The sequence below is a fragment of the Paenibacillus sinensis genome, from assembly GCF_019904155.1.
Taxonomy (GTDB): Bacteria; Bacillota; Bacilli; order Paenibacillales; family Paenibacillaceae; genus Paenibacillus_AQ; species Paenibacillus_AQ sinensis.
Window position 1 is genome coordinate 146,373 of record NZ_JAHCMB010000153.1, and the last position, 22,693, is coordinate 169,065.

Annotated in this window: 22 protein-coding genes; 1 reads left to right on the forward strand and 21 read right to left on the reverse strand. The window is 51.9% G+C overall.

The features are described 5' to 3' along the window. The first annotated feature begins 197 nt into the window (after positions 1-197). Positions 198-1,013 carry a helix-turn-helix domain-containing protein gene (locus KIH86_RS18300; RefSeq protein WP_235775477.1) on the forward strand — a complete coding sequence of 272 codons (816 nt, stop codon included), beginning with the start codon at positions 198-200 and terminating at the stop codon, positions 1,011-1,013. Between the two features lie 6 nt (positions 1,014-1,019). Here the strand turns inward: KIH86_RS18300 and KIH86_RS18305 are convergent, their stop codons facing one another. From KIH86_RS18305 to KIH86_RS18405, 21 genes are all read right to left on the reverse strand, one after another. Further along, the gene (locus KIH86_RS18305) at positions 1,020-2,945 is read right to left on the reverse strand and encodes a beta-N-acetylhexosaminidase (RefSeq protein ID WP_223082030.1); all 1,926 of its coding nucleotides are present in this window, start codon (positions 2,943-2,945) and stop codon (positions 1,020-1,022) included. Positions 2,946-3,262: 317 nt separating this feature from the next. Continuing rightward, entirely contained in the window at positions 3,263-4,024 is a 762-nt protein-coding gene (locus KIH86_RS18310; protein ID WP_223082028.1) for an ABC transporter permease, read from the reverse strand. Continuing rightward, positions 4,021-4,770, reverse strand: a complete 750-nt coding sequence (locus KIH86_RS18315; RefSeq protein WP_223082026.1) for an ABC transporter ATP-binding protein — start codon at positions 4,768-4,770, stop codon at positions 4,021-4,023. The genes KIH86_RS18310 and KIH86_RS18315 overlap by 4 nt, the downstream gene beginning before the upstream one ends. A gap of 159 nt (positions 4,771-4,929) precedes the next feature. Then, positions 4,930-5,748, reverse strand: coding sequence for an undecaprenyl-diphosphate phosphatase (bacA, locus tag KIH86_RS18320; protein WP_223082025.1), 819 nt, complete (start codon positions 5,746-5,748; stop codon positions 4,930-4,932). Positions 5,749-5,751: 3 nt separating this feature from the next. Continuing rightward, positions 5,752-6,966 carry an MFS transporter gene (locus KIH86_RS18325; protein WP_223082023.1) on the reverse strand — a complete coding sequence of 405 codons (1,215 nt, stop codon included), beginning with the start codon at positions 6,964-6,966 and terminating at the stop codon, positions 5,752-5,754. Beyond that, positions 6,956-8,134: an MGDG synthase family glycosyltransferase gene (locus KIH86_RS18330; RefSeq protein ID WP_223082022.1), complete on the reverse strand. Its 1,179-nt coding sequence runs from the start codon at positions 8,132-8,134 to the stop codon at positions 6,956-6,958. Before KIH86_RS18330 ends, KIH86_RS18325 begins: the two co-directional genes overlap by 11 nt. A 72-nt stretch (positions 8,135-8,206) precedes the next feature. Further along, positions 8,207-8,986: a COG4705 family protein gene (locus tag KIH86_RS18335; protein WP_235775478.1), complete on the reverse strand. Its 780-nt coding sequence runs from the start codon at positions 8,984-8,986 to the stop codon at positions 8,207-8,209. Between the two features lie 207 nt (positions 8,987-9,193). Then, positions 9,194-9,883, reverse strand: coding sequence for a response regulator transcription factor (locus KIH86_RS18340; protein WP_223082018.1), 690 nt, complete (start codon positions 9,881-9,883; stop codon positions 9,194-9,196). Beyond that, positions 9,880-11,346, reverse strand: coding sequence for a sensor histidine kinase (locus KIH86_RS18345; RefSeq protein WP_223082016.1), 1,467 nt, complete (start codon positions 11,344-11,346; stop codon positions 9,880-9,882). The genes KIH86_RS18340 and KIH86_RS18345 overlap by 4 nt, the downstream gene beginning before the upstream one ends. Before the next feature lie 228 nt (positions 11,347-11,574). Beyond that, positions 11,575-12,510, reverse strand: coding sequence for a hypothetical protein (locus KIH86_RS18350; RefSeq protein ID WP_223082014.1), 936 nt, complete (start codon positions 12,508-12,510; stop codon positions 11,575-11,577). Positions 12,511-12,611: 101 nt separating this feature from the next. Continuing rightward, a complete protein-coding gene (locus tag KIH86_RS18355; protein WP_223082012.1) occupies positions 12,612-13,361 on the reverse strand; it encodes an ABC transporter permease in 750 nt (249 codons plus the stop codon). Further along, positions 13,336-14,091, reverse strand: a complete 756-nt coding sequence (locus KIH86_RS18360; RefSeq protein WP_223082010.1) for an ABC transporter ATP-binding protein — start codon at positions 14,089-14,091, stop codon at positions 13,336-13,338. The genes KIH86_RS18355 and KIH86_RS18360 overlap by 26 nt, the downstream gene beginning before the upstream one ends. Positions 14,092-14,115: 24 nt before the next feature. Then, a complete protein-coding gene (locus KIH86_RS18365; protein ID WP_223082007.1) occupies positions 14,116-14,745 on the reverse strand; it encodes a DedA family protein in 630 nt (209 codons plus the stop codon). A 192-nt stretch (positions 14,746-14,937) separates the two neighbouring features. Further along, the gene (locus KIH86_RS18370; protein ID WP_223082005.1) at positions 14,938-15,492 is read right to left on the reverse strand and encodes a hypothetical protein; all 555 of its coding nucleotides are present in this window, start codon (positions 15,490-15,492) and stop codon (positions 14,938-14,940) included. 190 nt (positions 15,493-15,682) lie between these two features. After that, positions 15,683-17,047: an MATE family efflux transporter gene (locus KIH86_RS18375; protein ID WP_262416360.1), complete on the reverse strand. Its 1,365-nt coding sequence runs from the start codon at positions 17,045-17,047 to the stop codon at positions 15,683-15,685. Between the two features lie 137 nt (positions 17,048-17,184). Beyond that, on the reverse strand, positions 17,185-17,763 hold the full coding sequence (locus tag KIH86_RS18380; RefSeq protein WP_235775479.1) for a cupin domain-containing protein: 579 nt from the start codon (positions 17,761-17,763) through the stop codon (positions 17,185-17,187). Between the two features lie 175 nt (positions 17,764-17,938). Next, positions 17,939-18,814 (reverse strand): shikimate dehydrogenase, encoded by an 876-nt coding sequence (gene aroE, locus KIH86_RS18385; RefSeq protein WP_223082003.1) that lies wholly within the window; start codon positions 18,812-18,814, stop codon positions 17,939-17,941. Positions 18,815-18,858: 44 nt separating this feature from the next. Continuing rightward, positions 18,859-19,434 carry an ABC transporter permease gene (locus KIH86_RS18390; RefSeq protein WP_223110593.1) on the reverse strand — a complete coding sequence of 192 codons (576 nt, stop codon included), beginning with the start codon at positions 19,432-19,434 and terminating at the stop codon, positions 18,859-18,861. 182 nt (positions 19,435-19,616) lie between these two features. After that, a complete protein-coding gene (locus KIH86_RS18395; protein ID WP_223110595.1) occupies positions 19,617-20,393 on the reverse strand; it encodes an ABC transporter ATP-binding protein in 777 nt (258 codons plus the stop codon). Positions 20,394-20,438: 45 nt separating this feature from the next. After that, a complete protein-coding gene (locus tag KIH86_RS18400; protein ID WP_223081996.1) occupies positions 20,439-21,623 on the reverse strand; it encodes an ABC transporter substrate-binding protein in 1,185 nt (394 codons plus the stop codon). Positions 21,624-21,691: 68 nt separating this feature from the next. Continuing rightward, positions 21,692-22,549 carry an MBL fold metallo-hydrolase gene (locus KIH86_RS18405; RefSeq protein ID WP_223081994.1) on the reverse strand — a complete coding sequence of 286 codons (858 nt, stop codon included), beginning with the start codon at positions 22,547-22,549 and terminating at the stop codon, positions 21,692-21,694. Positions 22,550-22,693: the final 144 nt, after the last annotated feature.

Consider the following 22,693-nt stretch of genomic DNA (forward strand, 5'->3'; position numbering starts at 1 on the left):
ACCCGAAGTCCAATCTTCTTAAGGGTCAGCCGAACGGGATCAGCCCGCCCCAATCGCTTTATTGGGCACTTCGGTTTATACTCAAATGGAAGGATGCCCCTGCATATTACGCATTGATTACGCATTGAGGAGTGAATGTCTTGCATAAGCCACTTGCCTTAAAAGAACCGATGCCGATGCCCGATCCTTCATTTCCGGTGAAGCTTCATAAAGTCTTCAATTATGAGTGCGGCGAGACGCTCTTCCCCCATCATTGGCATGAGCATCTCGAATTTATATATGTGGAGACAGGCAGCGCCGTAATCGAATGCAGCACCTTACAGCTGCACGTACAAGCCGGAGATCTTGTTGTCGTGAACAGCAATGAGCTGCATTACGGAATCAGCACCGCCGATGATTTGTATTACTACTGTCTTATTGCTGATCTCTCCTTGCTCCAAAGCCACTTCGTCGACGCCGTTGAGAAGAAATTTATAACTCCCATTGCCCGCAACCTGATCCTGTTCGAGAACCTGATTTCCCGCGATGCCGATATTGCCGATTGCATGATTGCTCTGGTTCGTGAGCTGAATGAACGCCTGCTTGGCTATGAGCTGTCGATCAAATCGCATCTGTATCGGCTGCTGTCTCTGCTGGTGCGCAAATATGTAGCTCCTGCCGCCAAAGCGGATGCATACCGCCACCGGCAGCAGGATCTGGAGAGATTTCATTCCGTCTTTCAATATGTGGATGATCATTATCATGAGAAAATTACGGTTGATCAGCTCGCTGCTCTGGTCCGGGTTAGCCGTGTCCACTTCAGCAGGCTGTTCAAACAGCTGACGAATAAGACGATCACCGAATACATCAATCTTGTCCGGATTAACCGGTCGGAGGACTTGCTCCGCAGCACCGGAATGAACGTATCCGAAATCGCCATTGCGGCAGGCTTCAGCGATGTCTACTACTTCAGCCGCATGTTCAAGCGATTGAAAAAAGTATCCCCCAAGGAATGGCGGAACCTCGGGTGTTAATGCCGATCAGACCGGGTTGAACAGACAGTTAGCGCTGACGATCCGGTGATAAACCCCTCTTCCCAATGTTCCGTTATTGTATCCCCACTCCGAATCGAAGGGAAGCCGCCGTTCATCCAGCTCGGGCAGCGAAGCCACGCTGCCGTCGAGATATTGATGCAGCCGGTCGGCGGCTGTCTGCAATCTGATCATAAGCGCTCCGTACCGCATGTCGATAACCTCCCAGCCGAACGGCTTGAAAGCCTCGAACCATACCTTCTGATGCAGCCGGCGCAGGCTGTCTATTCGGGGAATCAACCCCAGCAATTCCTGCTCCAGGCGCATGAGTCCCGGCTTATCGCCCGAATCATACCCTTGCTTCAGCCGGTTACCCAGGTCGCATTTTGAGATGAGAACGTCCGCCAGCATGCCGTACCATTCGAACATACTCCGGTACGCCGGATTTCGCTCAGCCGCATGATCCAAATCTTCTGCGAGCTGCCTATAGTGGTTCGCCAGCGGAAGCCCCTTAACATTGGCGTCATAGAGGCCGATCAGTACGTCCTGCCAGAGCAGAAACTTGGAAGGGTTGGATTCCTGGCCGTTGCCGGGCTCGATCCCCGGCGTCTCATCGAACCGGCCCAGTGACAGGAAGTCCGCCGATTCGCCCTGCACGCAGAAGCGGAATCTCTCCTCCAGGCGGCGTTCATCCACCTGCTTGGCATAAGCGTGCTCCGCATACAGCTGCAGCCCGTACCATGCGGACATCCAGGGGGTTTCCGCCCCGTTGTCCCCCCACATCGTTGCGACTACCTCGCTCACCCCGAGCTTTTTGCATGCGAGCAGCGCGGGGCCTGTGACGGAGCGCATTTTTCCGGTATTGGGGGCAATCCCGTTCCAGGTCCAGATTCCGCCGGCGAACGTAACCGGCCGCCCGAGTTCCAGATGCTTGCGGATGAAAGTCTCATAGAAGCTCTGCTCCTTATGATAGTAATCCCAATAGACGAGGCCGATTCCCTCCGGTATGCTCTCGATGACCTCTTTCGGAATGACAGCGTCCGGATCATAATAGTCCCCGCTGCGCGAACCCAGCCGAAAGTACATATCGCTCCAGATCATCGGCGACAGACCGAAGCTCTCCGCGATCCCCACCACACGGCGTAAATGCTCGTTCATCAGTTCGAACCGGTTCCGGTAACCGTGGTCCTTCAAATATTGTCCCAGCCCGAGCTGATGTGCTTCGTCCATGCCGATGTGGATGCGGCGGCTGCGAAAGGGGGCCGAGGCGGCCCGGATCATGCTCCCGATAAAAGCGTAGGTTTCCTCTTGACCTGCCAGCAAAATATCCGAAGTATCCCGCATTCCTGCGGCATAATGCCATTTCAAAGCTTCGGTGAGATGCGCCAGCGTCTGGATGCAGGGAACCACCTCGATGCCAAGCGTGAACGCCCAGTCGTCAATCTGGCGAAGCTCCTGCTGCGTATATCGCCCCCGCATGTAGCCGAAGTAAGGATAGCCCTCAACCTCATACGTATCTTCCGTATACAGCATAAGCTGGTTCAACCCCATCAATGCCATCGTGATCATCGCTTCCTGAAGGGAGGCGACGGTCGGCACAGCGTTGCGGGAAGCGTCCATCATCAGACCTGCCGAATCGAAACAGGGCGTCTCCCGGATCAAAAAGGAAAGCTGGGACAGCTCCCGACCGACTCCCCCGCTGCGCATTCTCTCCACCCATAATCCGAATGCGCGGAAGCCGTGATGGGGCTGCTCATACCGGATCATTCCCCTGCTGCCATCCCACTCTGCCTCAAGGGGTCCTTCTCGCTTCTCCCATACCAGAGGGATTGCTCCCTCTTCTGTTTCAACGAGCACGATTCCGTCAAGCCGGCCGGCCAGACGGGGAAGCCCCGCCGCCAGCGGGGAGAAATCGCCCTGCAAGAAAATCCGCATCTTAGGACTCGCCTCCCTGTGCAATCATGTCTGCATCCTGGCAGCTGAACCTGTTGTCTACCCCTTCTACCCCTTCTTGATAACAGAACGGACGATATCCGAAGCGTCCCGGAAGCTCCGTCTCTGTCCTATCGGGACCTATAAACGGTGTGCGCATATGCAATACATCCTCTCAGCTCTGAATGATGGTCATGGCGTTTCAAGCCAGATCATCTTTATTCTATAGCTGTCCCTTCCGGGTGGTCGATGGAGGCATGATTCCTCTTTTTGTACAATTGCAACCTTTATAGGCCCGTAACCGGCACCGGCCGAACCGTCTACTTGCCGTCTCTCAGCGGCTTGAGCCTCAGATCGGAGGTGAAGAAGAGCCGGTAAATGAGCATGCTTAGCAGAATGCTCGTAATCGCGGCGGAAGAGGTGAAGGAGAAGACGATGAGAATCTGATACCGCACAGCGATAACCGGATTCGCTCCGGCGATAATCATCCCGGTCATCATACCCGGAAGCTGCACCAGGCCCACCGTCTTCATTCCGTCAATCGTTGGAATCATGCTGAATTTCACCGCTCTTGTCCGGACGTCCTGCATCGCCTGCCGGGGCGTCGCGCCCAGCGACAGCAGCGTTTCGATCACTCCTGCGCTCCGCGCTATCTCATGCTTGACATGATTGATGAACAGCCCGGACACCACCATGGCGCTCCCGATGGTCATCCCGCTGATCGGAATAATATATTGGGGAGTCGGCTTGATGATATGCAGCCCCAACATGACACCCATCATCAGCAGCTCGGAGGCGGCGATCGAGACCGCGATTCTCCAGACCAGCCCCTTGAGTCCCCGTCCTCTCTTGGCCGCATTCCATGAGGCGACGGCAATCATTATGAAGATCACGATCAGGATATAGACGACATGCTCGGCATGAAAAATAAACTGCAGCACATATCCAACGGCCAGAAGCTGAATCGCCGCTCGGATCGTCCCGACCATAATATCCTTCTCCAGACCAAGCTTCTGCCAAATGGAAACCAGCATGGTTCCGAACACAAACAGCAGCGTAAAGCTGAGCGCGGTTATCGTCATTGCGGCAGACTTCCTTCCGTGGACTGTATATACTGCTTCGCCAGCATGTCTATCGGCACGCTAAAGAAGGATTCGCTCGGATATTCCTGAAGCGCGCCCCCGCTCATGACCCAGACTTTATCGCTGATTCTTTGGGCCTGCTCCAGATCATGAGTAACCCATATGTACGACCCGCCCTCTTCGAGATGCCATTTCATCAGCACTTCCTCAACCTTGCGGGCGCTGTTTATATCGAGGGAGGCCGTGATTTCATCCAGCAGCAGGATGCGGGGCTGAAGCAGCATCGTCCGGATGAGCGATATCCGCTGCTTCTCGCCTCCCGAGCAATCGGACGCCTGCTTGCCGGGGTCCAGATAATCCAGACCGAGCTGTTCAATCAGCCGCTTGGCAAGCTCCGAGTTATATGGAGTTCCGTGAAGAACGCTGACCGTCTTCAGATTATCCTCAATGCTTCCAGGCAGCATCACCGCTTGCTGAGCGACATAAGCCGCCTCCATTCTCCAATGCCGGGGGTCCATCTCGCGGGACGCTTTTCCATTCAGCTTCAGCTCGCCGTCATCCGGCACATCCAGCAAAGCCATCAGCCGCAGCAAGGTGCTCTTGCCTTGTCCCGACGCCCCGATTAGGGCGATCCGTTCCGGACGCCCGATTTCGATCGTGATATTGGAGAACAAGCGCTTTGACGGCTGTCCCTCCTGCTCCATGACCGATTTGGACACATTCCTTAATTCGAAAATGGCGTTCACTTCCACTCCTCCTGTTTCTCTAATTCGGATACTCGACACTGGTTTATATTTTATACTAATTCGCCCTTTGCCGGGATATCAAAGACAATAAACCGAGAGGAAACTCCCCTCGGTTTGTTCAGTTATTGGCATTATATCGCTTTGCTGTTTCGAAGCCGCTTATTGACTCAGCAGATAGACCAGGAATACCGCAGCCAGCACAAAGCGGTAATAGGCGAAAGGAGCAAGCTTAAGCCGTTCGAGCAGCTTCAAGAACGTGATGACGGCCAGGAACGCCACGATAAAGGCGACAACAAATCCGGTAAGGAAGAAACCGGCATCGGACGCGTTCAGCGTATGAATGCTCTTCAGCAGCTCAAAGCCGCTTGCGGCGATCATCATCGGAATGGCGATGAGGAAGGAGAAGTTGGTCGCTGCGCTATAGCTCGCGCCTGCCAGCAGTCCGCCGGCAATGGTCGCTCCGGAACGCGAGAAGCCCGGCCATAACGACAGGCATTGGAACAGGCCAATCGCCACAGCCTGCTTATACGACAGCTGGTCGATCGTCGCCGCCTGCACAGCGGTCTGTTTCTTTTGACCAAGCAGCATGAATACCCCACCCAGCACCAACCCTACAAGTACGGTATAAGGAGAGAATAAATACGTCTTGATTACGGAATGAAGGGCAAGCCCGAGCACCATCGCCGGTAGGCAGGCAAGAATGACGTGAAGCAGATTCAGCTTCTGTTGACCGCTCTGAAGCGCCTCACCGGATTCCACGGTCTTCAGCCCCAGCAGGCCAAGTATCCGCCTCCAGTAAATGATCGCTACAGCCAGAATGGCGCCCAGCTGAATGATGATTTCGAAGGTGTCTGCCTTATCTCCCGTGAATCCAAGGAGCTGTCCGCTTAAGATCAGGTGACCGGTCGAGGATACAGGCAGAAATTCGGTCAGCCCCTCCACGATGCCTTGAATGATGGCAATAACAGTATTATGCATATTTTATCTAAGCTCCTTTCTGCTTGGTTGCAATACGGGTTGTGCAGGTCTTGAGTCGAGGGAAGGAGACATTAGATAGACAAGCCCGATCACTGCGAACAGGAACGCGCTGACCTTGAAAGGGAGCAGGCCGTCTCCATAGCTTGCCAGCCATCCTCCAATAACCGGACCGATCACGACGCCGAGTCCTTCTACGGAAGACAACAGGCCCCAGCTGACTCCGACCGCTTCTTCAGGAATATAACGTGCCATCAAGGCATTCCATGCCGGCAGAAGCGCCGCATAGGCGCTGCCCAGCAGCAGGGATAAGGCAGCAGCTCCCGTGAAGGTGCTGACGGAGGTCAGCGCGAACAAGGCCGCCGCGAACACTCCGAATCCTGACACCAGGAACCATCTTCCTCCGGTGTGGTCGAACCATTTGCCCATCGGAACGAGCAGGAGGACCGCACCGCCGCCGCCGATCAGAAGCACGATTGACAGCTCGGAGTGGGACAGACCGACATGCTGGACGGCAAAGCTTGTCAGGAGAGGCACCAGCATGCCGCCCGCCGTCGTCTGCAGGAGCATCCCGGGAAGCAGGAAGCCGCCTTTTTTCACTTTGCTCCACAAGGCGCCTAACTGCTCCGCTGCGGAGACCTTTACCCGCGCTATCTGGCAGTGATCGATCTTCACGAGGAGCGCCGTAATCCATCCCGCCGCAAGTACGCCGGCAATGACGGTGAGCGACAGCGGAATGCTTCGACCGACGATCAGATTCATTGTAACCGGACCCAGACCGAGACCGGCCATCCAGAACATATAGAGCGTGCCCATTTGCTGCGCCCGGTTATCTTCCTTCACCTGACTCATGCAAAGTATCCAGATTGGGGAGAAGCCTGCTCCCATTAGCGCAGCGGCAGCTATTAACAGCCAAGGGCTATGCGCTGTCAGCAGCAGGGCAAGTCCGGTAAATCCGACGATAAATCCGCCGTGCAGCACGAGCCGCGCCGGGAACCGGTCCAACAAATAACCGGCCAGCCCTTTGATGAGGCTGTCCGTCAAATAGTGGACGGAAACCGCGATCCCCAAGGCAGAAGTGGAAAGCCCCAAGCCCGTCATCGCATAAGCCGGCAAATAAGAGACCAATACGGCCCCTCTGATCCATTCGGTCAGGAACAGAATAACGGCCAGTCCGGTAAATGCCCGCGATTGTCCTTCATTCGTTCTGTTAATATCCATGAGCGGTCTTCGCCTGCCCTTCCATATATTCAGGTGACGATTGGCGAACAGGCTGCCGCAGCTCCAGAGCCCGCAGCGCTTCGTCAACGATAAGCTCCGAGGAGCAATTGCCGGCATACTCTCTCATCACGCGCTTTCGCTCCTCCCGGAATACGGGCTGCTCCAGCCGGCGAATCGCTGCAATGAGCTCTTCCTCGTTCTTCGCCACATCGATCAGATTCCGGCCTGCCAGCCACCTGGCATTGCCCGCCTCCTGGCCCGGAAGCGGACGATAGACAATAACGGGAAGAGACTTGGCCATCGCCTCCGTCAGTGTGATCCCGCCCGCCTTCGTGAGCAGGCCATCGGAGAAGCTCATCAGCTCAGGCATCCTGTCGGTATACCCCAGAACATGCACCCGGTGATCGCCGTTAAATTTCGCTTCCATCGCCGCGCGCAGCTTATGATTATTTCCACAGACCGCAATCAGGTCGTAATCGGAATTGTCCAGGATAGACCGGATCAATCCTCCGATATTGGACAGAACGCCGTAAGCGCCTGCCGCAAGAAGAAAATAGCGCCGGCTGCTGTCAAGCCCGTGCTCACGCAGCGTTTCTTCACGGTTAAGAAGCTGTGTGAACCGCTGCCGGATGGGAATCCCGCTGACCACAATGTTCTCGCCCGGTACCCCGACTGCTTGCAGGTCCTGCTTCATTGCCGAACTAGCGGTAAAATATTTGGTCGTATAGGGATGAACCCATCTCCCATGCACGACATAATCCGTCAGGACCGTGAATACCGGCACCTGGCTCCCTGCTTCACCGCTGATCTGGGCGGCGGCCAAATATGGAAACGTATGAATAATGAGATCGGGACGGAGCTGGTCGAGCAGCCTCCGGACTTTCATTTTTCCCAGAGAATGCAGCAGCTTCCCCAAGGTCCGATCCGGCTTCATCTTGCTCGTCGTCTCATAAATGAACCCGTACAGTTCTTGCGCAAAGGACGAGTTGTTCAGGTAGAATCTTCGGGACAGCTCGTTCAGCCGCGGAAAAACCTCGGCGAACAGATCAACAATATGAACCTGGTCGATACCTTGGGCTTCAAAAGCCTGTTTGATCGCCTCCGCCGCTTTGACATGTCCATCCCCAAATTTGGAGGTCACGATAAGCACTGCTGGTGTCCTATTCAAAGAAAGATCCCTTCTTTCTAACCGGCCTTTCTTGACTGTAACTTATAATCGTAAAGGGATGGTTAACTAAGTCTAAAGCACGAGTTGATCTTTCTTCGTCTTCGTTAAATAAACAACAAGCCCGCAAATGAGGATTACAAAAATGACGCTGGTGCCGGTTGCACCCAGTTCAAGACCGCCTTCACTGCGTGGCTGGGATAAATAGTCCCCAAGAGATGCTCCCAAAGGACGGGTCAGAATATAGGCCAGCCAAAACGCGGTTACCGCATTCAGCTTAAAGCGATAGTGCGCAAGCGCAATTACTCCGATTACCGCCGCAAATATCAATGCCGAGACGAGATACCCAAGACCCAAGCTCTCCGCTACAAGGTCTCCCGCAGAAGTACCCAGGGCGAATGTGAACAAAATGGTCAGCCAGTAGAACGCCTCGCGTCTTCGTGTGGTAATGGAATGGATCGACAAGGTCCGCTCGCTTCTGTACCACACCACAAGAGTCACCAGCAGGGCCAGAGCAAAGAGTACGGTCGACAGCTCAAGCGGGACTCCGAGATTATCCGCCAGATTGTCGGATATCAGCGTACCGACGACACTGATTAACACAACCGCGAGCCAGTAAAGGGCGGGCACGTATTTTTTGGCAGACATCTGAACATACAGGGAAATCAGCAGCAGAACACTCATAGCGAGGGTTGTGTTGGTCAGTCCCCAATTCAGATTGAAATTTAAAAAGTCGGCGGCCGTCTCCCCTACTGTGGTGGACATCATTTTGATTAACCAGAAGAAAAGTGTGACTTGCGGAACCTTGTTCCTTAATGCATGTTCATCCGAAATTAGAGAGCCTGTTTGCTTCAACGTCAATCCCCTCCTGCTTTTGTTCGCGCAATACAAGCCTAACGGGTAAATCTAAAGTGCCTGTGAACAGACGCTTAAATAATTCTTAATTCCTTCCGCCATACCAAAAAAAACAAAGCCCATCCGGGGATGGGCCTTGGCTCGTTGCTTGTTCATTCTACATGCGGTATTCGTTCTGCATGCTATATTCATTCTAAGTGCAATAGTTCAGGAGCGGAACCGGTATCCGGCTCCCCAAAGCGTCTCAATATAGACAGGATTGGCCGAATCCTCCTCAATTTTCTCCCTCAGCTTGCGGATATGCACGGTAACCGTCTGGGTATCCCCCAAAGCGCTGACGCCCCATAGCCGCTCAAAGAGCTGATCCTTGCTGAAGACATGATTCGGGTGCAGCACGAGAAAATGGAGCAAATCGAATTCCTTGGTGGTCAGGACAATCTCCTCGTCCCTGATAAAAGCGCGGCGGGAATCGGGATCGAGCCGCAAATCTCTGATCTCAAGCTCGGCTGACGAAGCTCCGCTTCCCTTCAGGCGGTCGTAGCGAGACAAGTGGGCTTTGACTCTGGCCACAAGCTCGGAAGGCTTGAACGGCTTGGTGATGTAATCATCAGCTCCAAGCCCGAGTCCGCGCACAATGTCGATATCTTCCCGTCTGGCGGTCACCATAAGGATTGGAATATCCAGCTCCGCGCGTATTTTTTTGCATACCTCAAAGCCGTTAAGCTTGGGCAGCATGACATCCAGAATGATCATATCGAATTTGCCGCCCAGAGCCAGATGCAGTCCTTGTTCTCCGTCGACGGCGATTTCGGTCTGAAATCCGCTCATCTCCAGATAATCCCGCTCAAGCTCCGCAATGGCAGATTCATCCTCCACAACCAGAACGGTTCGCTTCATTGTAAATCCACTCCTTTCTGGGCCGGGAGAGTGATAGAGATGGTTGTGCCCTCTCCTTCCTTACTCTCTGCACAGATGGCTCCTCCATGACCCGTGATAATCTGCTTGGCAATGGCAAGACCGAGGCCGCTGCCTCCGGTATTCGTATTTCTCGACTCCTCCGCCCGGTAAAATCGCTCGAACACATGCTCCACCGCCTCCGCCGGAATTCCGGAGCCGTTATCTTCAATGGAGAGAACAAAGCCGGTCTGATCCAGGCGGGTGCGGACCGTTATTTGCTTGGCCGGCTTGTTCATATATTTCAGGCTGTTCTGAATAATGTTGCCCAGAACGCGCTTGAACGAATCCCGGTCAATCGAGACCCGGATCTCTTCTCCGCCGCCCAGCTCAATGTCCAGATCAACCCCGCGTTTGTCCAGGTCCACCTTCAGCTCCTCCGACCAATCCTTTAAATAAGGCAGGATGGGAACGGATTCGAACGAGAACGGCAGCTTCTGCATATCGAGCTTGGAGTACAAGAACAATTCATCGATCAGATGATCCATCTCCCCCGCTTTGGCGGCAATGGTGCGCATATATTTGTCATGCTTCTCCGGGGAATCCGCCACTCCTTCCAGAATACCGTCCACATATCCCTTGATGGCCGTTAGGGGAGTCTTCAAATCATGGGAGATGTTCGTAATCAGTTCTTTGCGGTTCGATTCATACTGCTGCTGGATGACGAGGGACTCCTGAAGCCGGGATCGCATCTCCTCAAAGACTCTTCCCAGCTGTCCCAATTCGTCGTTGCCGCCGATCCTCACCTGAAAATTGAGATCTCCGTCGGCAACACGCTTGGCCGCATTTCTAAGCTCCAGCAGCGGGCGGATAAATCTCCTGGACATATAAGTGGTCAGCAGGATATGCGTTAACAGGAACACAATAATCGTCAAGAGAAACAGAATCGGGAAGAAGGTTCGGACAAAATGGACCAGCGGATCGATCTTGGTGAGCAGAAACAGGCTGACCGGCTTGGCGTCCTTGGACAGCATGTCGAACTGCGATATCTGATACCATTCGTTCCTATATTTGATACCGAACGGCTCAAGACGGGAACCGGCTTCCGTGAAGGTGGGCAGTTCCCCGATTAATCCGGCCTTGGATTTCAAATCATCCGACATATAAATATCCTGATTGCCGGAACGGATATATACCTCTGTGTTCTTGCTCCGCATATCCGCCGAGAATTCTGCAAGAAATGCAGGATCGGTCAGCAGCCCGGCATTTTGCTGAAAAGTGTGCTTGATCAGATTATGCGTATCTCTTTCTTCCATTCCCTCGAACTTGCTCTCATAAGCATTCTTGAGACTTTGCACATCCCCATGGTAGACAACCGTAAGCAGCAGGCTTGTGATGCCAAGCAGAAGCAGAGGAACGAGCAGCATCGCCGCGTAAGACAGTAAAAATTTAATTCGAATGGACATGGATCGGGTTGGTCTCCTTGTCTACAGATTGAATTTCACCCTGGATTCATCATACGACATTTCATCTTGTCCTCCAATGCACACAAGGATAAACGGGTCATGCAGCGGATAAAAAACGGACAGGACCTCCCTGTTAGGAGTAGTATCCTGTCCGGTGCAAATCGGATTCCTTCAACGGCTGTGCCTTCTCGGCATTCTCTGCCAGAAACTAGGCGGCATTAAGATGGTCTAGTCGCGGTGTCTGCCTTCGTGCTCTCCCTTAACCTGAACGACATGCTTCCCTGTCAGGTCAATAGAGTCCGGAGATGTTCCGTTGATGCCTGTCAGCTGAACATTCAGGCTGCCGGTAAGTGTATGTGCGACTCCCTGGGCATCTTTGCCTGTAAATGCAATGTCTAATTGCTGCTGCGAAATCTCGTTGTCCGGACTGATCACCGCTTTGAGGCTGACGCTCTGAATCTGGATGCCATCAGTGAGGTTCACATCCTTCAGATTGATCAGATTTTGCCGCAGCAGTTTCTCCGGATCGGATGAATCCGAAGTCGAATTCCCGTCGCCGCGATTCCATTCCGATTGATCCGACAAATGCTTGAACGCAAGCGGGGCCATCGCCTGGACGACAGCCGGAATTTGCGCGCCGCCGAGCTGCAGTGAAATCGTCTTGGTTCCGTCGGCTCCGGCCGTGGAGGTGATTTCATCCTTTAAATTCCCGATCAGCGCATCAATAACCGTCTCTTCCTGGCTGCTGAACCAGAGAGAGTCTCTGCTCTTCTCGTCCTTCTCCTTGCCACCCGGCTCTTCCTGGTCCTTCTTCACATAGTAAATATTCGAAGTACCAGTCTTCCAGACCTCTTCTCCGGCCTGTTTGTACAGGTCCAGGTTAACGGCTCCAGCTGTGCCGGTGACATAAATGGAGCCGCTTACGGTTTCCCGTTTCACGTCTGCCTTCAACCGGCTCTGCGTCTGGACGAGCAGCGTATTGTCGTCCTTAAGCTCGGCATTGGCGCTGACCGTGACGCTGTTCAGATTCTGCACCGTAGCTTTAAGCGCAGATTTGTAATCATCATAGCCCGATGTCCCCGCAAACGCCGTAAGACCGGTAACCAGCATGATCGTGCCGCTGATTCCAACCGCGCTTCCGGTTAACAACCACTTCTTCTTCATCCTTCCATTCTCCCTTTCCACTTAATTGTCCTGCAACCCAAGCCTAATGGATAATCCTAAACTCGCTGTGAAGAGATTCTTAAATCATTCTTAATTACGTCCTATACCTCTCTGCGGTCGAACAGAAGAAATCCTACAGCCAGAAACAGAACCATGCCGGAGAGCAGGAATACGAAGCCGGTTGCGAGCCGGGCGGCCGATGCGCTATGACTGAGCCACAACACATACCAATCCGTATACGAGGCGATGGAGAAATAAGAGAAGCCTTTGACAAAGTAAGGAGCCGCCTTGACTCCGGCGTAGATCAGTATGGAGAATACCAGAAAGCCCGCTGCACTGCGGAAAAATTGAGCGACACATACAAACAAAGCCGCAAGCGCCCCCATGGACAGAAATGCTGCGAAATAAGCTTTTATTAAATTGAAGAAAGGCAAGCCGCCCGTATCCGCCATCCCGAGTCCCAGATTGCACAGGGCGCTCACCGTCCCCAGAAGAAGCAGCAAAACCCCGATTGATATGCCTAGCGCCAGGAATTTAGCCATATATGCGCCAAACCTTGTGATTGGCCGAAGCAGTGCCAACTTCAGGGTGCGCGACGAGATTTCCTGCGGAAACAAATCGGCAATCTCCAGCAGCATGAATAAGGGAATCAAGAACAGCGTATAAATCTCCAGCATTTGCACCGGATAGGAGGAACTGATGGCGGCCAGTCCAAGAACAGGGTGAAGCGCCCGGAACAATGCCGCCAGCAGCAGCGGAATCAGTAAGGTGACAGCGAAGAACACCATGGTCTTCTTTCGGTAAAACATGAGCTGAAGTTCGTTTCTAAGTCCCGCTGACAGGCCGTCCATATTCCATCAGCTCCTTTCCTCTCTGCAATTCACTTATGTAAAACTGCTCCAGCGAGCTGTTGTCACTCAGCAAATCGGCCACCCTGCCTTCCCGGATCAGCACGCCCCGATTAATAATTCCCACCCGGTTGCAGAGCTGCTCCAGCTCGTGAATCATATGGCTGGATATCAGAAAGGTAATACCCTGATCTTCCGATAAACGTTTGACCAAAGCGCGGAATTGTACAACCCCTTCGATATCGAGCCCATTCGTGGGCTCATCCCAAATGACGAACTCCGGGCTGTGCAGGATCGAAGAGGCCATGGCAAGCCGCTGCTTCATACCGGTGGAGAAATGCCCGATTTTCTCTTTGGCATATGAGTCCAGACCGACCATTTCAAGCACTTCCGCAATTCGTTCCCGGCCCACCTCCGGATAAAAATTCGCATTCAGCTTCAGGTATTGGCCTGCCGTAACATATTCGTGGAAGTCGGCCGACTCGATCATGCAGCCGACCTTTCTCATGACCGGGGCGAAGGATGAATCCTGTTCCTGCCCGAACCATGTTATGCTCCCAAAGCTCGGGGAAATCAGCCCGGTCAGCATTTTCAGAAGCGTGGTTTTCCCCGCGCCGTTCGGTCCGAGCAATCCGTAGATATCCCCTTGCTCCAGCGTCAAATCCACTCCATTTATGCCTCTGCCGTTCCGGAATTCCTTGCTGACTCCCGTTAACTTCACTATCGGGTTCATAGCTGTCCTCCTTTCTCGCTCGGGTCAGGCTCTTGTCCGGGAATTGGCCCGATCCTTGTTGCGGCGCAACAGCCACCATGCCAGCATAATGACGACCAGTCCGCAAATTGCATAGCTGATCGGACGCATATATTGCTCCACAACACCCCAGTTATCGCCCAAACGGTATCCCAAATAGACAAGGGCCGCATTCCACGGAATACAGCCGAGCAGGGTAAAGATGATAAATCTTCCCGGCTTCATCCCGGCAATCCCCGCCGGCAGCGAAATAAAGGTCCGGATGAAAGGCAGCATCCGGGTAAACAGCACCGTCCCTTCCCCAAACCGGGCAAACCAGCGCTCGGCCTGTTCCAGATGATGCGTGTTAAGGAGAACATATCTCCCGTATTTATCGAGCAACCGCCGTCCTCCTGCCCTCCCAACGTAAAAAGCGATTAACGAGCCGAGCAGATTCCCGATACTGCCCGCGATCAGTACTTCAACCCAGGACAGAGAGCCCTGAGCGGCCAACCACCCGCCGCTGAGCATGATCACTTCGCTGGGTATCGGGATACATGCGCTCTCCAGTATCATGCCGATCCAGATCCCCCATATTCCCATGGTATTGACCAGATTCAGCGCCGCTTCGGATATCCAAGACAACAGTTGATGCATGAATTTCCCTCCTCTTAGGCTATCCCCTTATAGTTAAATGTAACGCCCGGATATAAACAGGATATGAAACGAATCTTAACGATTCCTTAAATTTGCATGGGATCATCTGCCCGGAACGAGAAAAAGAGCCTTCAGGGCGGTATTAACCTCCTGCAGGCTCCTATTGTTGTTCTATATCGGTGGATAATCCCGTTAGAATTCATATTCGTCATCCAGAACGAGAGTCCTCTTATCGTTCCAAATCGGCATCACATATTCCTTAATGAGCACCGCAACCTCAGGGACCGAATGGGCACCGGTATCAATGGTGTACAGCGGCGGATCAAAGTGAGTATCACTACACTGAAGCAGCAATTCGGCAAACTCGTGATGCTCCTGGAATCGTTCAGCGGTCCATGTAAAGTTATCGAACCGGTTCATCAGTCTTTTCTCCCGAACCAATCTATCACAATGCAGGTTGATATAGCACATCTGGCTGAATTTCGCGTAATCCTCGCAGAAAGCGGCGTCCCATGGTGTAAAATTGCCGCAAATGATCGTCCCTCTGCCAGAACGCGCAATAGAATAGGCAAACCGAAGCGTAATGTTCATCCGGGTTCTTTCATCCAGTGTAGGCGTCATCCAGTGAAGCATATCCGTGCTGAAAATATCGAATTCCGGCATCATCTTTCGGAGCATTTTCGAAACCGCTGTCTTCCCGGAGCCGCTGGCGCCAATGACGAAAAAAATGGGTAGTTTATAATCCATCATAGAGTCCCCCTTAACGTCTCTCCCTGCAAAGCTGAGTTCGAGATGAGATCGCACCTGCTGCGCATGGAATGAATTATGCTGAGTCATGAACGGCTCCGGGTTGAGGATTTTCTACTACCATTTATATTCGTTCCGCAGGTAAAATGTTGACAGGTTAAATGCCGGGTTCGCCATCATACCATTTCTCTTATTCTGAATCAGCTTTGTGAGCCAGGAGCACCGTTTTTCTAAACCGGTAAAGGAGAAACATCGCCCGGATCGCCAAGTCGATCGCTATGGACAACCAGATTCCGGCTATCCCGAGCCCCATTTGAATCCCCAGCACATAAACGCCGATAACCCGGATCAGCCACATGCCGATGGCCGTGCTGTACATCGGGCTTTTCGTGTCACCCGCACCCTGCAGCGCCCCGGCCAACACCAGACCAACAGCCAGGAACGGTTGAGCAAAGGCATCGATCCGCAGCGCCGTAGTGACCATATGGATGACGCTCGAGTCTTGGGTGAACCAAGCCGCAGCGATGGGGGCAAATACAAATAACAGAACACCGGCTGCTCCCATGAAACAAACCGCAACAGCAGAGGTATACAACCCGAACAGATAAGCATCTCGCGGCCGATTAGCACCCAGATATTGTCCCACCAGCGTGGTTGCGGCAATCGCCAGCCCATACCCCGGCATATAAGAGAAGATTTCAATGTTGCCTGCAATTGTATGCGACGCATATACCTCGGTTCCAATTCTGACGATGAGGCCCATATATAACACTTGCCCCAAGCGCATGATTAACCGCTCCGCTGCAGCCGGCCCGGCCAGTCTCAACAAAGGCTTTGATAAATACTGTCCATCTTTTTTGACAAGTGAAAAAGCAAGCGGCGATTTTCGAATATAGCGATAAAGCGCGATGCTCCCGATAACCCGGACCAGCACCGTCGCCCAAGCGGCGCCGGCAATCCCAAGTCCCGGAATGCCCGCTGCTCCGAATATCAGGACATAATCAAGTACGATATGGATGAGGTTGACCCCTATTCCCACCTTCATCGGCGTCTTTGTATCACCAGCTGAACGTAAGATACTGCCAAAGACCGACATTAGCGAGATAAAAATCGACGGGACCGCGACAATCCGAAAATAGGTAAGCCCACTGCTGATAACTGCTGGATCGGCACCCATTAACCGGAGCAGCGGTTCCGCGAACAAGAGGGTGATCACTCCAAAGATCATCCCGGCGATAGCGGACAGCTTGGCCGATTGCCGGGCGATTTGCCGGGCTTCGTCCATATTACCGGCTCCAACACGCTTGGCAATCATAGAGGAGGTTCCCACGCCGATCGCCAAAAAGATCGCGAGGTATACACTTAACAAGGTATTGGAAATGCCAACGGCCGTGACCTCGTTAAGGCCGAGTTTGGATACAAATAAAGTATCCACAAATCCGACAACGGTTTGAAGCAAATTTTCAACCATTGCAGGAACAGCTAGAGCAAGTATAATTTTCACTTTTTCTTTTGGAGTCGTATCTCTGATTTCAAGCGCCTTAGTCAACTTCATCGGTCCTTTCCGCACCATCATTGCATAGTAGAAACACCTTGACATTAACCCCCCCGGGGGGTTAATGTCAAGGTGTTTTGGTCCAGCACGATTGGCGGGTTTAGCTGGTGTCCTGCTTCCGATGAAACTGTAGATGATTACTTGGAGGACGCCATCGCATCCGCCTTTGTTACATGTACCGTACCATGCGGATGATGCGGAGGTGCATAAATGACATACACTTTGAGCGGTTTGTTCCCTTTATTCGTAACGTTATGCCATTTGCCGGCCGGAACCATGACCGCATATCCCTCATAGGCCATTGTCTCAAAATCCAATTGATCTTTGCGGTCCCCCATTTGAACGAGTCCCTGGCCTTCTTCGATCCGGATAAATTGATCCGTATCCGGATGTACCTCCAGGCCGATATCATCTCCCACATTGATGCACATTACGGTCACCTGGAAGTGCTCCCCTGTCCACACAGTAGTACGGTAGTTGGTGTTTTGTTCGGAGACCTTTTCAATATTAACGACATAGGGATTCGGTCCATAGTCTTTGACAGCTTCTGCAAATCGTGCAGATGCATACCCGGCCACAGAAGCATGGAGAGGCATTGGCGGAATTGCAGAATAATATCCTGCACCCGGATAATAACACGGGATTACATTCGGGTAATAGGAATACGGGTATACCGGATAAGAGTAACGTCTGGAATCATACAGCATATGTTTCATTCCCTCCATCATTTATACATCAGCATATGCCCATAGGTTTGAAAGGTAACTGTACGATGAAATCCGGACAGATTATCCGGTATGATTTCACAACTCTGGTTAAAATAAACGCCGCAATCCCGTAGTTAAGGCGCGGCGTTTATGTCATGCAGTTCATCCGGGTATATCTGAAACGTTATTGTACCAACGGGAGACTGGAAGAAAAAATCTCCTCCAGTTTACGGCGCATAACCGACACATCCGGTTCAATGCCAGTCCAATGGTGAATGCTTATAACACCCTGATTAACAAGCATGCCCAGGCCGTCAAGAGTCGTGCATCCCCGAGCCTCGCCGTCAATGATAAGCCGGGTTCGCGGCGGATTGGGGATGACATCGGCAACGACCATGTGGGGCTGCAGACTGTTCGGATCGAAATTCAACCTTTCACCGACATTCGGGTATAGTCCAACCGAGGTCGAGTTGACGACAATTTCCGTACTTTCAGGAACACTATAGGAGTTGTCCCAACGAACGAACTGCGCCTTGGCTCCGGTTCTCTCGGAAATGAGCTTGACCAGTTCCATACCTCGCTGCGGATTCCGGTTCACCACGGTTATGGAAGCCGCTCCGGCCAGAGCCGTTTCAACCGCGATGGCCCGAGCGGCTCCTCCTGCGCCGAACAGGACCATATCTTTCCCGGAAGGATCGGTGACGGTTCTGAGAGATTGCAGGAATCCCTTGCCATCGGTGTTCTCACCGATAATCCGGCTATCACGGAATACAACGCAATTCACAGCCCCTATAATCGCTGCCGAATCAGCCAGCTCGTCCAGAAATTCGATTACCGACACTTTATGCGGAATTGAGCAGTTGAAGCCGGCCCATCCCATAGCTTGTGCGCCGCGTACAGCATCGCCTAGCATCTCCGGACGCACTTCGCAATTGATGTAGCGGGCATTGATTCGATGCTGCCGGTAAGCTTCCTCGATCATGGCGATCGTTGGATTCTCTGATGCCGGAATTGCGAATGAACCGGTAAGCATGCTTAGAAAATTTATTTGTTGTGACATGATGTCCTCCTGAAACTCTTTCAGTGAACTTGCTTTGCTATTGATTATTTTCTCGGCACCCATCTGGTCAGTCTCTCTTCCGCTTTCTTCAGAATCCAGTTCACGATCATCGAGAAGACCGTAATCAGAATAACGCCGACAAGCAGCAGATCGGTCTGCACATATCTCCTGCCTTCCATGATCAAGTATCCGAATCCTGCCTTGGTCCCCATAAACTCCGCTGCGACGCACATGCCGAATGAGCCGGCAGCTGCAACGCGGATGCCTCCCATAATGACCGGAAGTATTGCCGGAATGAGAATCGTGCGAATTAACCCAAATCCTTTGGCTCCAAGCATGCGCGCGGAATCGATATAAAGAGGGTCAATGTTGCGTACCGCTTCGATTGTTGTGACAACCATAATAACCCAGGCTCCGAATGCGATGACCGTAATCTTGGCGCTGTTTCCGATGCCGAAATATAAAATAAAGAGCGGAAGCAGGGCAACAGGAGGCATTGGTCTGATGAACTCAACTACAGGTTCACAAATTTTCCCAAGCGTTTTATTCCAGCCGATGGGAAGTCCGGTAGCCACCCCAATAGCGGAACCCACTATGAAACCAATGAGAATTCTGTACATGCTGTCTATAATGTGATGGGGCATGTCCTGCCGCAAAGAAATAAAGCTTTTAATTACCGCTTGAGGAGAAGGCATATACAAAGGCGGTACCCATCCCGAGTTCGAGAAACCGAACCAAAGCAGAAATATCAACACGAGTCCGACAATATTTAGCAGCCGATCCCGGAGTTTATCTCCAAGTCTCATTTTCCGATTTCCCCCATCAGGTATTTTTTCATATTGGCAAACTCTGGTGTGATCCTAAGTTCTGCCGAACGAGGACGGGGAAACGGGACTTCCACTATGGAATGCTTCGAGCTGCTCCCGTTATCGGAACGTTTCATGATCAGGATTCGGTCAGCCAGAAAGAGGGCCTCTTCAAGATCATGTGTAACGAATACGACCGTTTTTTTCTCGGAAGCCCATATCTTCAATAACTCGATTTGCATCTGTTTCTTGGTCAGATCGTCCAGAGCGGCGAACGGCTCGTCCATCAGCAGGATACTGGGCGAATTGGCGTATGCCCTCGCAATATCGACACGTTTGCTCATGCCGCCGGACAGTTCTTTCGGATAAAGATGCTCATATCCTTTGAGACCAACCATCTCGATATAACGATTCGTTACTTCCTTCACTTCACTTCGAGACATCTTGTTCATCCGGGGTCCATAGCTGACATTCTTCTCGACGGTCATCCAGGGGAAAGCCGAATATTTCTGGAAGACCATACCGATCTCTTGCGACGTTCCCTTGACTTCTTTCCCTTTCAATCTGATTCTGCCGGAGGTGGGGGAATTGATCCCGCTAATGGTGTATATCAAAGTGCTCTTACCGCACCCTGACGGCCCGACTACACATACGAATTCCGAATTTTGAATATCAAAACTCAGATCCTTGATTGCATCAATGACGCCCCGTCTTGTTTTATAAGCTTGGCCTATATTTTCAATGGAAAGGAGCGGTTCGCTTAACTGTTTCATATCTTCCGGCATGTCGCATCTCCTTTGCCTATGGATATTAAGTTATTACTGCTCTTGATCAAAAATTTGTTTGGCAGTAACGAATTTATCTACATCGACAGTGCCGCTTTCCACTTGCTTTTTGACATTAACCCAATAGTCCAGTGAAGCAGTGAATACGTTGTGAGCATTCATTTTCGCGTTGTCCGCAAAGAAGTAATCGTTCACTTCGTTCTTCGAAGGCCAATAATTCACTTTCATCAGAGCCTCCATCTCGTCAACCGTTAAGGAAGTGCCTTGCCATTCATTAACAACTTCCGTCAGCTTCGCCAATACATCGGGTTTTGTCTTGATATCGTCAATGACCTTGTACCAAACCTGACGCATTTTTTGTACGGTGTCCATGTTTTGTTCAACCCACGAAGACTTCGCAATTTCACCAGAGAGCACAACGGCACTGGTCAGTTCATTTGCCGTTATCAGTTTAATCGCGCCCAGCTTGGTCAAGCTGGTAACTTGCGGATATCCGCCCAGTTCAAAGTCTCCTGTACCTTTCCAGAAGGCCAACGCACCCTCGATATCGGCAATGTCTTCAAATTCCACCTGGTTCTCATTCAGACCAGCTGCTTTGAGGGCGGCCTGAAGCGGGATGTTAGATCCTGTCGATCTGTCCATTACAATCGTCTTGCCTTCAAGCTGCTTGGTTGTATCAACAATGGCGGCATTTGCAGCATCAGCTTCGGAGCTTCCTTTGGCCTTTTCTTCCTCGAGGAATTGTTCGTATGTTTTGATCTTGCCTTTAGGATAAACATCGTCGGGGCGTACCATAATGGCAAAACCGGCGAAGCTGTTGTTGATCGAAAATTGAGTCTGTTCGGGAAACCGGCTTGCAATAAGGGGGGCCGTCCCGCTGTTGCCGCTACCAACATCGATATCACCGCTTTGAATCGCCTGTGCAACGGCAACGTCATCTGTGAATTTGGTGAAGTTCATTTCCAGTCCTGCTTCCTTGAAATAACCCAACTCCTGTGCGACAACCCAGGGCATCCAGTCTTGATACGGCAAGAGGCCATATTCGACTTTGGTCAATTTGGCGGAATCGCCTGTCGCATTGCTGGCGCTGCTATTCGTACTGGCGCCGCTGTCCGTCGGTGCACTGGATGTTGAATTGCTGCCTGTCGAGCAGCCAGCCGCCAATACGGCTAATGCAGTAATTCCTGCGAACAAACTCGTTTTCTTCATGAGCTTCATCCCTAAATCCCCCCATTTATCAGTTAAATTAACTCAACGAAATCAGACAGAACAGCTATTCATCCGGTTTATGACTTAAATTCGTGGCCTTCCTTAAAGGCGAAAGGCTCACCGGGTGCGAGCACTCTTGACCGTGCTGCGCCTTGAGCGGTATTGTCGAACACATCCTGTGGATCGCCATTGTATGCTACATGGCCGGGGACATCATAAGTGCCATAATGATAAGGGATGAGCAGCGCATCCTTCAGACAGTTCGCCAGGACGGTCGCCCCCAAATGGTTCAAATGATAGGAACATACGGAAACATCCAATGCCAGGACATCAATATCCTTAATAAGCAAATGCTCTTCCATTAACCGGGTGTCACCAGGGAAATAGAATCTACCATCAGGGGTATTCAGAATGAAACCGCAGCAATCGTCTTTCCGGAATGGCTTCTCGTGATGGGGTGCATCCAGAAGCTGATGCGGGTGATCTGCCGGCGTAACCTCCACGGTGACTGGACCGATTGTGAATTGGTCTCCCGTACGGCACATTTCAATTAAATCCCGATCCACCCCGATTTGGACCAGCTTCTGATAGACAGGAGCAGGACCGACGATCTCCGGTTTGAGTAAGGCGAGGTCCAGCGCGGTTCCGACAGCAAGATGATCTTCGTCCGAATGCGTATATAGCAGCGCATTAAGTTTGGGAACATCAACAGCGTCAATCGGAAATTTCACTTTAAGTTTCAAATCAATCTCGCTAATCTGGGAATCATTAGGTTTGGTTTTGAGAACCGGATCAATCATGATCAGCGTTCCTCGGGAATTGATTAGGAAAGCAGCGCCAGCCAGCCAATAGATGGTTGTCTTCTCGCTGGGGCCAAAGGCTTCTGAAGTCAAAGGCAACGTCATTGCAGCAGTAACGGGCTTCGGTTCATTCATTAACGACAACTCCCTTTCACGATTGAGAAATATGTTGCATCGTCCGAAAAGACACAAAACGCTATCTAATAATCCCCTCCCCCTCATTCCCTATATGTGATATTTTTCATTGACAATATCAAATATAGATTTCATGTGATGGAT

Bases quoted from the DNA above. Each gene is read 5' to 3' on its own strand.
- KIH86_RS18305 (WP_223082030.1), bottom strand. From the start codon at position 2,945: ATGCGGATTTTCTTGCAGGGCGATTTCTCCCCGCTGGCGGCGGGGCTT.
- KIH86_RS18310 (WP_223082028.1), bottom strand. From the start codon at position 4,024: ATGACGATAACCGCGCTCAGCTTTACGCTGCTGTTTGTGTTCGGAACC.
- bacA (WP_223082025.1), bottom strand. From the start codon at position 5,748: ATGCATAATACTGTTATTGCCATCATTCAAGGCATCGTGGAGGGGCTG.
- KIH86_RS18325 (WP_223082023.1), bottom strand. From the start codon at position 6,966: ATGGATATTAACAGAACGAATGAAGGACAATCGCGGGCATTTACCGGA.
- KIH86_RS18340 (WP_223082018.1), bottom strand. From the start codon at position 9,883: ATGAAGCGAACCGTTCTGGTTGTGGAGGATGAATCTGCCATTGCGGAG.
- KIH86_RS18345 (WP_223082016.1), bottom strand. From the start codon at position 11,346: ATGTCCATTCGAATTAAATTTTTACTGTCTTACGCGGCGATGCTGCTC.
- KIH86_RS18350 (WP_223082014.1), bottom strand. From the start codon at position 12,510: ATGAAGAAGAAGTGGTTGTTAACCGGAAGCGCGGTTGGAATCAGCGGC.
- KIH86_RS18355 (WP_223082012.1), bottom strand. From the start codon at position 13,361: ATGGACGGCCTGTCAGCGGGACTTAGAAACGAACTTCAGCTCATGTTT.
- KIH86_RS18360 (WP_223082010.1), bottom strand. From the start codon at position 14,091: ATGAACCCGATAGTGAAGTTAACGGGAGTCAGCAAGGAATTCCGGAAC.
- KIH86_RS18365 (WP_223082007.1), bottom strand. From the start codon at position 14,745: ATGCATCAACTGTTGTCTTGGATATCCGAAGCGGCGCTGAATCTGGTC.
- KIH86_RS18370 (WP_223082005.1), bottom strand. From the start codon at position 15,492: ATGGATTATAAACTACCCATTTTTTTCGTCATTGGCGCCAGCGGCTCC.
- KIH86_RS18375 (WP_262416360.1), bottom strand. From the start codon at position 17,047: ATGAAGTTGACTAAGGCGCTTGAAATCAGAGATACGACTCCAAAAGAA.
- KIH86_RS18380 (WP_235775479.1), bottom strand. From the start codon at position 17,763: ATGAAACATATGCTGTATGATTCCAGACGTTACTCTTATCCGGTATAC.
- aroE (WP_223082003.1), bottom strand. From the start codon at position 18,814: ATGTCACAACAAATAAATTTTCTAAGCATGCTTACCGGTTCATTCGCA.
- KIH86_RS18390 (WP_223110593.1), bottom strand. From the start codon at position 19,434: ATGTACAGAATTCTCATTGGTTTCATAGTGGGTTCCGCTATTGGGGTG.
- KIH86_RS18395 (WP_223110595.1), bottom strand. From the start codon at position 20,393: ATGAAACAGTTAAGCGAACCGCTCCTTTCCATTGAAAATATAGGCCAA.
- KIH86_RS18400 (WP_223081996.1), bottom strand. From the start codon at position 21,623: ATGAAGCTCATGAAGAAAACGAGTTTGTTCGCAGGAATTACTGCATTA.
- KIH86_RS18405 (WP_223081994.1), bottom strand. From the start codon at position 22,549: ATGAATGAACCGAAGCCCGTTACTGCTGCAATGACGTTGCCTTTGACT.